Origin of the sequence: Leptospirillum ferrooxidans C2-3 (assembly GCF_000284315.1) — a bacterium.
In the GTDB taxonomy this organism is placed as follows: Bacteria; Nitrospirota; Leptospirillia; order Leptospirillales; family Leptospirillaceae; genus Leptospirillum; species Leptospirillum ferrooxidans.
The window spans coordinates 997,766-1,011,710 of the sequence record NC_017094.1; the positions used below are offsets into that span (position 1 = coordinate 997,766).

At 52.6% G+C, this 13,945-nt stretch carries 9 protein-coding genes; 2 read left to right on the plus strand and 7 right to left on the minus strand.

The genetic code is table 11. The features are described from left to right. Positions 1-16 precede the first annotated feature (16 nt). Both cydB and LFE_RS05190 read right to left on the minus strand, forming a co-directional pair. Positions 17-1,153, minus strand: coding sequence for a cytochrome d ubiquinol oxidase subunit II (gene cydB / locus LFE_RS05185; RefSeq protein ID WP_014449200.1), 1,137 nt, complete (start codon positions 1,151-1,153; stop codon positions 17-19). Further along, positions 1,146-2,732, minus strand: coding sequence for a cytochrome ubiquinol oxidase subunit I (locus tag LFE_RS05190; protein ID WP_014449201.1), 1,587 nt, complete (start codon positions 2,730-2,732; stop codon positions 1,146-1,148). The genes cydB and LFE_RS05190 overlap by 8 nt, the downstream gene beginning before the upstream one ends. A 171-nt stretch (positions 2,733-2,903) precedes the next feature. Between LFE_RS05190 and LFE_RS05195 the strand changes: the two genes are divergently transcribed. Together LFE_RS05195 and LFE_RS13025 are read left to right on the plus strand one after the other, a co-directional pair. Then, a complete protein-coding gene (locus LFE_RS05195; RefSeq protein WP_014449203.1) occupies positions 2,904-4,244 on the plus strand; it encodes a sigma-54 interaction domain-containing protein in 1,341 nt (446 codons plus the stop codon). Between the two features lie 217 nt (positions 4,245-4,461). After that, positions 4,462-9,597 (plus strand): EAL domain-containing protein, encoded by a 5,136-nt coding sequence (locus LFE_RS13025; RefSeq protein ID WP_014449204.1) that lies wholly within the window; start codon positions 4,462-4,464, stop codon positions 9,595-9,597. On the opposite strand, the gene LFE_RS05205 is transcribed toward LFE_RS13025, so the two are convergent. The 5 genes from LFE_RS05205 to panB all read right to left on the minus strand — a co-directional run bounded on the left by LFE_RS05205 (position 9,594) and on the right by panB (position 13,942). Next, on the minus strand, positions 9,594-10,076 hold the full coding sequence (locus LFE_RS05205) for a DUF2844 domain-containing protein (RefSeq protein WP_014449205.1): 483 nt from the start codon (positions 10,074-10,076) through the stop codon (positions 9,594-9,596). The genes LFE_RS13025 and LFE_RS05205 overlap by 4 nt on opposite strands. Before the next feature lie 81 nt (positions 10,077-10,157). Then, on the minus strand, positions 10,158-11,486 hold the full coding sequence (locus LFE_RS05210) for a DUF3443 family protein (protein ID WP_014449206.1): 1,329 nt from the start codon (positions 11,484-11,486) through the stop codon (positions 10,158-10,160). Between the two features lie 138 nt (positions 11,487-11,624). Next, a complete protein-coding gene (gene xth, locus LFE_RS05215; RefSeq protein ID WP_014449207.1) occupies positions 11,625-12,425 on the minus strand; it encodes an exodeoxyribonuclease III in 801 nt (266 codons plus the stop codon). A gap of 13 nt (positions 12,426-12,438) precedes the next feature. Continuing rightward, complete coding sequence (locus LFE_RS05220) at positions 12,439-12,981, minus strand: gamma-glutamylcyclotransferase (RefSeq protein WP_014449208.1); 543 nt, start codon at positions 12,979-12,981, stop codon at positions 12,439-12,441. A gap of 115 nt (positions 12,982-13,096) precedes the next feature. After that, positions 13,097-13,942 carry a 3-methyl-2-oxobutanoate hydroxymethyltransferase gene (panB, locus tag LFE_RS05225; protein ID WP_041774046.1) on the minus strand — a complete coding sequence of 282 codons (846 nt, stop codon included), beginning with the start codon at positions 13,940-13,942 and terminating at the stop codon, positions 13,097-13,099. Positions 13,943-13,945: the final 3 nt, after the last annotated feature.

Genomic DNA, 13,945 nt, shown 5'->3' on the forward strand with positions numbered 1-13,945 from the left:
TTTCTGACTCCTTCCTTTAATAAAGAGTGTGTTCTTCCCGTTGGACGGATTCCACGGTGATCGGGCCCCGAAGCACCCAGTAGGCCCAGCTTGTATAAATGATGATGATTGGCGTGAGAATGACGGTTGCCCAGAACATCACCAGGAGTGTCAGTCGGCTCGAGGTGGCGTCCCATGCGGTGAGAGAGGATCCCGGATCAAGGCTCGAGGGCAAAATAAAAGGGAAAAGAGAAACGGCAGCGGTCAGGATCACACCCACTCCTGTCAGGGTTGATCCGGTGAAGGCGAGTCTGCCATTTTTGAACCACCCTCCCAGAAAGGCAAGACAGCTTCCTGCCAGAACGGTGATGACAATCCCCCAGAGGTTCGGATGCGCATGGAAGTTGTTGAGCCAGGCACCCTGTTCCCGGACCACGGTCTTGGCAAGGGGATTCGGCATGTCCTGGGGGCCGGGGCCGGAGAGGATCCTGTATCCCGGGATGCGGACAACCCAGAGGCCGATAGCCGCATAAAGGACTCCGGTACAAACAGAGAGATATCGGACAGCCTTTGAAGCCCGTTGGTGAAGGACCGATTGGGTCCTCATCATAAGGTAGGCGCCACCGTGGAGCGAGATCATGCAAAGGGAGAGGATTCCAGCAGCAAGTCCGAACGGGTTCAGCAGCTCCCAGAAGCTTCCTTCGTAGAAAGATCTCATGAGGTTGTCGAGTCGAAAGGGAACACCTAGAAAGAGGTTTCCCAGTGCGACGCCAAAAACGAGGGCCGGAACGGTTCCTCCTATAAAAAGACCTGTGTCCCAGAATAATCTCCATTTGGGGTTTTCAATCTTGCTCCGATAATCGAATCCCACCGGCCTGAAAAAAAGGGCCCACAGCACCAGAAGCATTGCCACATAAAATCCCGAGAAGGCGGTTGCATAGACAATGGGCCACGCTGCGAAAAGAGCTCCACCAGCGGTGATAAACCAGACCTGGTTCCCTTCCCAGTGGGGACCGACACTGTTCAGTAGGACCCTCCGTTCGATATCGCTTTTTCCGATCCACGGCAGAAGAAATCCGATCCCCATGTCGAATCCGTCCATGATAAAAAATCCCGAGAGCAGGAGAACGACCAGTCCCCACCAAAGCTCTTTGAGCATTCCGTAGTCAAACATGGATGTCTCCTTTTTCAAGCATTCCGGAAACGCCCTTTTGTGTGTCGGTTTCAGAATAGAGTTCTGATACGGGGCCAATTTTGGCGTATTTTCTCATCAGGCCCAGCTCGACAACCAGAAGAACCGTGTAAAAAAGTGTAAATCCCGCGAGTGAGAAGACGAGACTTTTGGTTGTCAGGGATGAAGTGGAGAGAAATGTGGGGAGAACGCCGTAAATGGACCAGGGTTGTCGTCCATATTCCGCGACGAACCACCCAAGCTCGCTTGCGGCATAGGGAAGGGGTATGGAGAAAATGGCGAGTTTCAAAAGCCATGTTTTTTTGTCGCACCGGCTTTTGCCCGAATAGTAGAAAGAGGCAGCAAAAAGGGCCAGAAAGAAAAATCCAAGTCCCACCATAGCCCGGAATGCCCAAAATAACGGTGTCACTCTGGGGATGGTGTCCAATGCAGCCTGATGGATCTGTTCAGGTGTCGCAAGAGCCACGTCTTGTCTGTATTTTTTCAGTAAAAGTCCAAAACCAAGATTTTCCTTTTCAGCCATGAACTCTGCTCTGAGAGTCGCGTTCTTGGGGTCCTTCCGGAGTTTTTCAAGTGCGGTGACCGCGAGAATGCCCTTTTTGATCTTTGCCTCGTTGGAAACCACGATTTCCTTGATCCCGGGAATGGGCGTGTCATAGGTGCGGGTGGCGATCAGCCCAAGCGCCCAGGGAATCCTGATCTGGAAATCATTCTTCATGTTTTTCTGATCGGGAATGGCAACAAGATTGAAGGAAGCGGGTGCCGGTTCGGTCTCCCACATGGCCTCCATCGCGGCAAGCTTTGTTTTTTGTCCAATGCCATCGAGGTAGCCGGACTCATCTCCCAGAATGATCACGGACACTGTGGCGGCAAGACCGAACGCCGCTGCGATGCGAAAGGATCGTTTGGCCACTTCGAAGTGTCTCTTTTTGAGGAGGTACCAGCCGCTGATTCCCAGAACAAAACAGGATGCGGTCACATAGCCTGCGCTTACGGTGTGGACAAACTTGGCCTGGGCTGTGGGGTTCAGGAAGAGCTCCCAGAAACTGTTGACCTCCATTCTCATGGTATCCGGATTGAACTGGGCTCCCACAGGGTTCTGCATCCATCCATTGGCCACCAGAATCCACAGCGCCGACAGGTTGGTGCCGGTTGCAGTCATGATGGTGGCAAAAAGATGTCCGCCCCTGGACAGGCGGTTCCACCCAAAAAAGAACAGTCCCACAAAGGTGGATTCGAGAAAAAAGGCCATCAGACCTTCAATTGCGAGGGGGGCTCCGAAAATATCTCCCACATAATGGGAATAATAGGACCAGTTCGTTCCGAACTCGAACTCCATGGTCAGACCTGTCGTAATGCCCAGTGCAAAATTGATTCCAAAGAGTTTTCCCCAGAATTTTGTCATTTCCTTGTAGACAGGCTTACCTGTCATGACATAAACGGTCTCCATGATGACCAGAATGTAGGTCATGCCCAATGTCAGCGGAACAAAAAGAAAGTGATAAAGGGCCGTGATGGCAAACTGCAAACGGGACAGATCCACTAAGCTCTCGGTTGGCATTCTTGATCTCCTCGGCCATGGTTTTAGACTTTGTTGAATATGAAGGAGCAATAGTGGTGCCAGATCAGATATGGCTTTCAGATATGGTTTTTTTTTCATTGCATTTTGTCTTTGTGTCAAAAATGGCATATAGTGTTCAGATTGGCATGTCAAAATTGACAAGGGGGGATGATGTCGACTGAAAAACAGGACAAACCACTGGCGATCACAATTTCATCCATTCTGAATGCGTTTTCAGAGCCGATGATTGCTCTCGATTCGTCCTATCAGGTTCTGGCGGCGAACAGGTCATACATGACGCTTTATCCTTCCGGAAAAGTGAGTGATATTGCGGGCAAAAAATGTCACGAGCTTTCTCACGGATATTCTGTTCCATGCGATCAGATGGGCGAGAACTGTCCTCTTTCCGCGGTTCTTGCCGATCATGGTGCCCATCGTGTGACCCATGTGCATCAGAGCCCAACCGGTCCCCATGTTGTGGAGGTTGAACTGTGGCCGGGAGTGGATCCTGTGAGCCAGGAGGTTTTCTACCTCGAGAAGATCCACCCATCTCCGCTGGATTCCCGGAGCGCTTCCCATGAAGGGCTTGTCGGTCATTCTCCGATGTTCCTGCAAATGCTCTCCCTTATCCATAAAGTGGCCTCAAAAAATACATTGGTTTTTCTGGAAGGGGAGACCGGAACCGGCAAGGAGCTGGTCGCTCATGCCATTCACCAGTTTTCTCCAAGGCGGGAGAAGCCCTTTGTTACGGTCGATTGCTCCGGATTGACGGAGACACTGATCGAAAGTGAGCTGTTTGGCCATGAAAAGGGAGCTTTTACCGGTGCCCAGGGGAAAAAGATCGGTCTTGTTGAAGCGGCAAGGGGCGGGACCTTGTTTCTCGATGAAGTCGGGGAGTTGCCCCTGTCGATGCAGGTCAAACTTTTGAGACTGCTTGAGACCAATATTTTTCGAAGGGTTGGCGGGGTTGATCCCATCAAGGCGGATATTCGGCTGATCTCTGCAACCCACAGGAATCTGAGACGGATGGTCGAGGAGGGGGGTTTTCGGAAGGATCTCTTCTATAGGCTGAACATTTTCCCGATCAGGCTTCCGGCGCTTCGGGACAGGAAAGGAGATATCCCTCTTTTGATCGAGAGTGTCATGAAACGGTTTTCGGATCACCCTGTTCTGATCGATGAGGATGCAAGGTCCCTTCTTTTGGGCCACTCGTATCCGGGGAATATCCGGGAGCTCCGAAACATTCTGGAACGGGCCCTCATTCTCTCAGACGGAGAGACGATCACTCCGGACCATCTCCCTGACCTTCAGGAGAGTCTTCCGGAAATATCGTCTTGGGAGGAATCCAAACAGCTTCTTTCCCTCCGGGAAGCGGAAGGACGATACCTTGACTGGGTCCTGTCCAGGAGCGAGGAGCCGCTTTCGGATCTGGCCCTCAAGCTCGGAGTGAGTCCCAGAACGCTCTATCGAAAAATGGACAAAAAGAGAAAAAGGGGAAGCCATCGTGTCTGACTGTATGAAAAAAGGAGTTCTGCGACATGGGCTCATGTGCGTGTTTGTCGGACATTCTTTTATCCAGGAGGCCGATTCCACTCGTGAAAAATCCTCAAAAATGGGGTAGATCTTTATTTTTTGAGTAATAATGTTAGAGTATTCTTCAACCAGTTTTTCAAAAAGCAGAGTTTTTTGGGATTGATCCGCAGAGACGAGGTGGCTATGGGTATCTCCCATGGATAAGACGACAGGCCTCGAACCATCCGGAAAAGGGCGTCCGGAAGGACACAACTCCCTTCCTGTTGTCGTTGGAGTCGTTGCCTCGGCAGGGGGGCTCTCCGCATTTGCCGAGTTTTTAAAAGGAGTTCCACCCGATAGCGGACTGTCTTTTGTGTTTCTGCAACATCTTGACCCCTCCCATGAAAGCGCTCTTTCCGAAATCCTTCAAAAGGGAACATCTCTTCGCGTTCTTTCCATCGGGTCTCCGGTTCGTCCAAAGCCGAACCAAATCTATGTCATTGCTCCGGGAACATCCCTTGTTATCCGGAACGGGGTGCTCTCCCCGTCGACGCTTGATGAGGATCAGTCCCATCAGCAGCATCTTTTTGACCACTTTCTGGAATCCCTGGCCTCCGATCAAAAAGATCGGGCGATTGGGGTCATTCTCTCGGGCGCGGGTTCGGATGGGGCGGATGGGTTGTCTGCCATCAAGAGAAATGGTGGAATAACTTTTGCCCAGGATGATTCAGCCGTATTTCCATCAATGCCCCAAAGTGCCATTTCCGCAGGGTCGGTGGACTTTATTCTCCCGCCTTTCCTGATCGTCCAGAAGATCCTCTCGCTTCGCCAGTTGGATGGAGTTTGCAGGGATGGATCTTTTGCAATCCCTTCCGGCGAACCTTCCCCGGATGAGGGTGAAGACATCAAATCCGTTCCGGATGGCTACCGGCGGATTGTTGCCTTTCTTCAACTCCGCACCGGGGTCGATTTTTTTCTCTACAAGTCCCGCCCATTACTTCGTCGGATCTCCCGGAGAATGCTTCTTTCAAACCGGAAGGACCTGCCGGATTATGCCGATTTTCTGGAAACGGATGCCGGAGAGCTCGAAGCCCTTTTTTCGGACATTCTTCTGGATGTGACCTCTTTTTTCAGAAATCCCGCGGTGTTTCAGAAGATTGCCGATTCCGTTATCCCGCGCTTTCTGGCCGGCAGGCCGGGGGAAATGATCCGGGTATGGGTTGTTGGCTGTTCCTCTGGCCAGGAAGCCTACTCTCTTTCCATTCTGTTGACCGAGTTTTTTGAGAAACAGGCTCTCCCTGCCCAATTCCAGATTTTTGCCACCGACCTGAATGAGGATCTGTTGAGGATAGCCCGTGCCGGTTTCTATGAAGACCGGTTGATGGACGGGGTGTCTTTTGAAAGGAGATCCCGTTTTTTTACCCGGGAGGAGGGGGGGTATCGGGTTTCGGGGCTCATTCGCGACAGGATTGTGTTTGCCCGCCACAATATCCTGAAGGATCCTCCCTTTTCAAGGATGGATCTTGTCTCTTGCAGAAATCTTCTGATTTATCTGGACACGTTTATCCAGAACAAGGTGATTCGCCTGTTTCATTATGCCTTGTCCGAAAATGGCTGTCTTCTTCTCGGTCTTTCCGAGTCGGTCGGCGCCAATTCCCGTCTGTTTCTTCCGGAAGAGAAAAAGCTGAAAATCTTCTGGAAAAAAAAGATCAAGGGTTCAGTACGAATCCCTGTTTCCCCCAAGTCTCCGGGGTTTGACCCCATCAGGAAGGGCAATGAGGGAATCCTGGACCTTCTGCCCGCATGGAAGGCGGAGAAGGAGGTCGCGAGAATACTCATCGGGGAATATGCTCCTCCGGGCGTGCTGGTCAATGACCAGCTGGAAATTGTCCATTTCTTCGGATCGACGACGGATTTTTTGTCCCCGCCTTCAGGAAAACCCAGTCTAGATCTCTTCTCCCAGTTGAAACGGAGCCTGGTTCCCCAGATCAGGGTTCTTCTCTCCAAAGTCCGCAGTGAGCATCAGACTGCGATCAGGGAACGTGTCGGACTCCATCGTGATGATGGGGATATCCTTCTGACACTGAAGGTCATTCCTCTCAAAAACCTGCCAAGTCCCTATTTTCTGATCCTTTTTGAGAAAGAAGGAGAGACGGAAAAAGGTCGTACCTCGCGCTTCCATGGGCCTGGCTCCAGCACCAAGCCTCTTGTGGCCGATCAGGCGCTTTCAAGGATTGCCTTTCTGGAGTCGGAGCTTCTGGAGACACAGGATTATCTGGATTCCCTGAAGGAGCAGCACCAGTCGGTTATTGAAGAGCTTCAGGCGACAGGAGAGGAGGTCCAGTCCGCCAATGAAGAACTTCAAAGCACCAATGAGGAAATCGAGACTTCGAACGCTGAACTGGAATCGGCTAATGAAGAGCTCTCGACGATCAATACCGAGCTTTCCGAGCGCAATGCCGAACTTCTGCGCGTCAACAATGATCTGGAAAATCTGTCCGTGAGCATCAATACAGCCATTCTGGTGGTCTCCCGGGATCTGCTCCTCAGGAGTTTTACCCCCATGGCCGGAAAGCTCTTCAATCTCTCGGTTCTGAACGGAGCAAAGGTCCTCGAAAGGATCGGATGCGAGGTGGATTGTCCCGATATGGAATCGTTCGTCTTGAAGGTTATTCGTGAGGTTCAGGTTTCCGAGCGGGAAATCAGGGATCATGAGGGGAGAGTCTATCTGCTTCGGGTTCGTCCCTATATGACCGATGATAACAGGATCGATGGGGCTGTCCTGGTCTTTTTTGACATTACGACGATCAAGGAACATGAACTGGAAATTTCGCGGCGTGAATATGAGATTGAAATGGTTTTTAACGCCGCTCCTGTCGGGTTTTCGGTCCTCAACTCCGATTTCCGGATTGTCATGGCAAACCAGTCCTTCCTGAAAATGTTCGAGTATTCTTCCGGAGAGATTCTCGGCAGATCTGTTTTTGATCTGGAGTCCGGAGCGTTTGCCAAAGGGAACCTTCAGAGTTTTTTACATGGCTCGATTGCGGAAAACAAGCCGATCGACTCTCTCAAGTTCACCTATGTGAGCGAGAAGAAAGGAGTCCGCACCCTTCTCGTTTCGGGTAACCGTCTTGATCCTGACGATGCGTCTCCCAAGCGGATCCTTTTGTCGGTCGAGGACATTTCTGAAAAAAATGAAACCATGGAGCTCGATCGCCTGAATACGGATCTTGATGCCCTGGTCTTATCCGGGACAACGCTTGAGGGCATCATGGATCTGCTCTCCGAGCGGATGGAATCGATCTACTACCCCTCCTGTATCTGCATTTCAAGACGCGATGATGATCATTCCATCGGCTTTCATTGCGTTCGGGGAAAGAACTCTTTTCTGGTCGCCTCCTTTCTCCGGAAAAATGCGATGCAGAAAGATTCTGTCATTGAGTGGGAAAGTCTTTTCTTTCATAAGGAGAGGGATCATCGCCGGTTCCTGATTTCCGAATTTCCGAAGACATCGAGCTACCGAAGGCTACTGGCCCAACACGGCGTTCAGGAAATCCATGGCTTCCCCTTTGAGAGGGAGAGTCAGGGCCGTTCCCTGAAAGGCGTGGTTCTTCTCGGATTCGAACGATTGGATTCCCTGTCGGGAAGTTCGATCGATCGCATCTGTCATACGATCAATCGTTTCCTGATCCTGGTGGAGCACTTCGGGGAACAGGAGACCCTTCATCTTCAAAATACCGCCTTGAACCTGGTGCCGAACGGAGTTCTGATCACCGACCCCGATCGAAAGATATTGTGGGTGAACAAGGCCATGAGCGAGCTGTCAGGCTATTCGGACAAGGAGCTTGTGGGTCAGACTCCCCGCATCCTGCATTCCGGGAAGCAGGACAAGGAGTTCTACCAGATGATGTGGGAGACGATCCGCTCCGGAAGGATCTTTGAGGGAAGGATTGTCGACCGGAGGAAAGACGGATCCTTCTATACGGTGGAAACGGTGATCATCCCCATGATGGACAGTGACGGGACGATCACCCATTATGTGGGGGTCCAGAAGGATGTCAGGGATTCCCTCACCGGTCTTTTGAACAGGACATCGTTGAATGATCGTCTCCACATGGAAATTGAGAGGAATCTTCGGCTCAAAAGCTCTTCCATTGTCTTTTTCCTCGATATAGACGGCTTCAAGACGATCAATGACACCATGGGACATGAGGTTGGTGACCGGCTCCTTCAGGAGATGGGTCTACGGATTTCAAGCGTCATCCGGACTTCGGACTTTGTGGCAAGGTGGGGAGGAGATGAGTTTGTCCTGGTCATGACCGATGTGGTCGATCTCGCGACGGTGGCCCCTTTTGCGGAGAAACTTCTCTCAGTGATTTCCAATCCTCTGGAAATCGATGGAACGGTGATTCATGTGACCGCTTCTGTCGGCATTGCCATTTCTCCCAGAGATTCCGCAAGCGTCGGGGATATCCTGAAAAAGTCGGATATCGCGATGTTCCAGGCAAAGGCTCATGGGAAGAATACCTGGAAGATCTTCGATCTGGCGATGGAGTCGGAGATCCGGGAGCAGTACGAGCGGGAGCGGGCCCTCCATGAAGCCATCACGTCCGGTCAGTTCCGTCTGTTTTTTCAGCCCCAGATCAATGTGCTCAACGATCGCATCGTTGGCGTGGAGGCTCTTGTCCGATGGGATCATCCGACGGAAGGGCTCGTTCTTCCCGGTCGCTTCATTCCTCTTGCGGAAAGAACCGGTCTTATCATTCCGCTGGGAGAATGGGTCCTGGAGGAAGCGTTCCGGACGATTGAGCGATGGATGAAGGCCGGATTTTCCCGTATCCGGGTCGGGGTCAATGTCTCGGCTTCCCAGTTCTGGCATCCGCCTTTCTGGGAAAATCTTGAACGTCATTTCGAAGCCAATCCGGAATTGGCCTTCTGGCTGGATCTTGAGCTTACGGAAAGTGTTTTGCTGAAGGATCCGGCTGAGGCGGCAAACCTGATCCTGAAGATGCGGATGCTTGGTGTCCGGATGACCCTTGACGATTTCGGGACAGGATATTCCTCCCTTTCCTATCTGTCGGAGCTGTCGCTTGATGCGATCAAGATCCCCCAGGAGTTTGTGATTCCGATGCATGACAGTCTTCCCAAGACCAATCTTGTGAAAACGATTGTCCAGATGGCGAGGATCCTGAACCTTGATCTGGTGGGAGAGGGAGCGGAGACAATGGAGGATGTGGAGATGCTGAGCCTTTTCGGATGCGCCGTGATCCAGGGGTTTGCGCTGTCGAAGCCGTTGCCTCTTGCCGATGTCGAGAGCTTTATCTGTGAAAAATCCGGAAAGGTCCTGCCCTAGGGGGTTTGTGGCGGAATCCTCTCCGGATCGAATCCAGGGGGCGTTTTTCCGATGATCTCGACCATTCCCCGAAGGTCTCTCGGGTGTCCGGTGCCGGTGATGAGAAGGTGGTCTGTTTGGATGAGGAGGATCCTCCCACGTCTCCGGTTGGGAGCCTTGCCCATCCGGAACGTCCGGACGGCCTGAATGAACTCCTGCCGGTAAGCTCCAAGGAGGTCCCCGAGATGGGACGGTTTTGTCCCTCTCCAGGTGATGGCGAAGATCGCTCCGTCCTGCCCGGAAAACTCCCGGTAATGGCCTCCGGCGGTCGTGATCTTATGCATCCGTATTCCTCCGGGGAGGGTCCGGACCGAATGGCTCCCCTGGGAGCGTTCCCTGTCCGCGGTCACCGAACTTTCCGGCTCTCCCAGAACGGCAAAGGCGCTTGTCAGATGGCTTCCCCAGTGAAAACAGATGAGAGCTCCAATGGTGATCCACATTTTGGATCTCCGGAAGCTGTGTTTCTGATCCTTCTTCAAGAACGCCTCCATGGTAGGGTTTTCCTTTTCGGCTGTTCCCTGTTAAAAGGCCCAGAACGGCCCGGTGGCATTTAGAGAGGTGATGGTCTGCCCGTTGATTCCGACAAAGACATTCTGTTTCAGGAAAAAGAACGGGAGCCCCCAGTCGAATCCGCCGGTCTGATCAAATCCCAGATTGGGGATGACGCCGTCTGAAAACCCCGAACCCTGTGTCGGAGGGGTTTGAATGGTGAAGAAAACAGTGGTATCGGGAGATCCCGAAGCCGGTGCAATCGTTGCCGTAAGGGGCTCTGCTGATGAAGGCTCATAGTAATAATCCGGGGAGCCGCTGTTAGGGATTTGTGGATCGGGAAAGAAGTCGCCGTCTGACCCCGAATCGATAAAGGCATATCCATTGGAAGAAGAGTAGGTTGTTTGATTAAAGGTGGTCTGGAAGTTTCCGTTCTGGTCGGCGTCATAGGCTTTCACTCCTGATGCTGGTGTGTTGTCCGATTGGCTTCCGATTCCCAGGATCAGGGAGCCTGTCGCTGACTCCTCTGGACTGGTTATGGATGAGGGGAAAGAGACGAGGACCCCCTGATGGTCTGTCGGAAGAAGGGGGACGGGGTTCTGGTCCTGCTCGCAGGTTCCAAGGGTGGTGCTGGTGCAACTTGATCCTGAACAGGAAAAGAAAACCCCGTTATCGATACTTTGGGCGCATAACGTGCCGCAGGAATGGACAAAGAGCCCGACCCCAAGGATCCCGTTGAAACTTGCGTTCGAGGGAGAGGTGTCGGGGGTAAAGGTTTGTCCGCAGGATGGGTTTGAAGAGGCCGGATTTCCGTTGGAGGTGTACTGACCCGCGTAGGTTGGGTCGATCAGCTGTATCGGGAGGGTGACAGGAGGCTCGCCGGCGAGCCTGACCTGGGCATAGACAAGCGGACCCCAGTCGCCGTAGGTTCCATTTCCAAAAGCTTCGCATTCCCCGACAGGATCTCCCCCGGGAGAAGCCACCTGGTCGAGGGTGGTGGTATTGCTGAGGACAGATCTGAAGATCCTGAGGCCAGACGATCCAGTGTCGACCAGAATATTGGTGACGGTCTGGCAATTGCTTCCGGAGCTGTCGCAGATGGTGACGTCGGTGCAGGGATTATTGATGGCGGAGCCGCAAACAGTCGAACTGTTGTCTCCGGCTGTGCCCAGATAAAGCGGCAAGATATTACCGAGCGAGGTTCCCGAATCTGTAGCTCTCTCACAGCTGACCGAAAGCGGCCCCAGTGCCGGTTCTCCCGCAGAGGGTGATGTTCCGCCGCCACCACACCCGGAAAAAGAGAGAAAAAAACATCCCAGGATCCAAAGGAACATCCTTCGCATGGGGGGATGGTTTTTCATTTGAAGCGCTCCTTTCAGGCCATGGCTGTGCGCAGGGTAGACTTTTTGAATGAACGATCCCAAGATAATATAAGCGAAAAAGGCAAAAGTTCTGTCTCATTCCGGCAAGGGGACGGGGGGGCACTCTTTTCGATCTCTTCAGGGGATTGTCGTGTTGCCTGGTGACTTCAGGGGGCCGGAAAACTCCGAAATGACCGGCGTGTGGTCCGAAGGACGCTCGCTTTTTCTGGGCGCCGGATCGATAAAGGAGCGACGGTGAACCTCCTTAAGCGGGGCTGAAGCCAGGACAAGGTCGATTCTGAGGCCTTTATTTTGCCGGAACATCCCTTGCCGGTAGTCCCACCAACTGTATTGGCGCACCTCGGGGTTATCCTGCCTGAAGCAATCTGAAAACCCAAGATCGAAAATCCGTTGCAGGTGATCCCGCTCGTCTTTCGAACAGAAAATCTGGTCCCTCATCCCATCCGGATCCCAAAGGTCGAGATCGGTCGGGGCGATGTTGAAGTCCCCGGTGACAATGACCGGATGATCTTTGGGGTGAAGCGTTTCAAGGTATTTCGTGAGGGCTGCGAGCCATTCCATTTTATACAGGAACTTCTCCGTTCCAAGGTCCTGTCCGTTTGGAATATAGCAGTTGACCACCCGTATTCCGCCGATGTCGGCGGAAACAACGCGTTTCTGGTGGTCATCGTATCCGGGAATATCATAGACAGGATCCTTGACCGGATGTTTTGAAAGAATCGCAACGCCATTATAGGTTTTTTGACCATTATAAAGACTGTTGTAGCCCATTTCCGTAAAAACGGAATGGGGAAAGTCCTCATTGGTCGTTTTGGTCTCCTGAAGGCACAGGCAATCGGGACTGTTGTCCACAAGCCAATGTTGGACCTGTTCAAGGCGTACCTTCAAGGAGTTGACGTTCCAGGTTGCAAGTTTCATGGATATCGCAGGGCTACATGGGTGTTCGGTGGTTGTTGCCCGCAAGCCCGTGCCACTTCATGACACTCATGACCGCATCGACCGCCAGATCTGAAACGGCCAGTTCCTGGAATTTTTCCGCAAGATAGATGATCCATTCAACCCCTGTTCCATTGGGACCGAATCCCTGCTTGGCAATCTTGATGATCTCCTGAGGAACCATTTTCCCGATATAGTCCGGATGGCTCCTGTTCGAAAGGAAGTAGTACCCGTCTTCGGAGAGTTCGTTATTAATGATCATGGGACCTTCCTTCAGGGTGAAATACTCCCCGTATCTCCCCTTGATCTTTTCAATGATCTCGTCTTCCTCGTCCTCATCGAGCAGGTAGGCATATCCCCGACAGTCGCCGGAGGTTTCAAATCCCAGTCCCGGGGAAGGGTTGGTCGGATTTCCCCAGCGATCGGTCATCATATAGTTGAAGGAACGGTGATGTTCTTCAAGAAGGGCTTTTTTCCGCTCTTCAAACGGGTAGGGAAAGTCCCACATCAGTTCGTCAAAGGTAAAGATCCAGGCCATGGGGGTGGGTTCCTTTCTTTTTATGGAACGATACAGGGTATCGCCCGGGGCATCTTTTGACCAAGAGTCGGTCCCATTCTGGCATGATTTTGATTCGTCGTCACCTCCTGCCTTGCTATTCCTTCCTGGGGAGGATCTCTCCTGGAGGAATGGCTGTTTCCGGGTAGGACTCTTCCGGTGAAGGGAAAGAGTGGTTCCTGACCGATTCCGAAAAAGCCAGAACAGCCTTTCTGGCTTCAAGGCCGACCGATCCGAAGGGCCGGACAAATCGGGGAAGGGGGCGGTCAGACCAGCCGACAAGGTCGTGGAAGACCAGAACTTGCCCGTCAACATGGATCCCGGCTCCGATTCCGATGGTGGGGATGGAGAGACGGGAGGTGATCGCCCTTGCCACATCGGGGGGGATCCCTTCAAGAACGATGGCAAAGGCTCCGGCCTGTTCGATCGCTACCGCATCCGCGATGACCTGCCTCGCTCCCTGCAGATCCTTGCCCTGAACCTTGTATCCTCCGGTCATGTTGATCGACTGGGGCTTCAATCCCACATGGCCCATGACCGGTATCATGGCCCTGGTCATCGCCCTCACCAGGGAGGAAATTTCGGCACCCCCCTCAAGTTTGACGCCATTGGCCCCACCTTCCTTGATCATTTTCCCGGCATTGGTGATCGCCTCTTTTTGAGAGGTGTTGTAGGAAAGAAATGGCATGTCTGTCACCAGAAAGGGGCCGTCGAGCCCCCGCCGGACGCAGCGGGTATGGTAGAGCATCTCTTCGACTGTAACCGGCAGGGTCGAATCATGACCCTGCACAATATTCCCGAGAGAGTCTCCAACGAGAGCAATATCGATTTCCGCTCCCGAAAGAAGCCTGGCCTCCATTGCGTCGTAGGCTGTCACCATCGTAATGGAGGGACCTTCTGTTTTGCGACGCAGGATTTCCGTGATGGTCAGCCGGCTGGACATCTT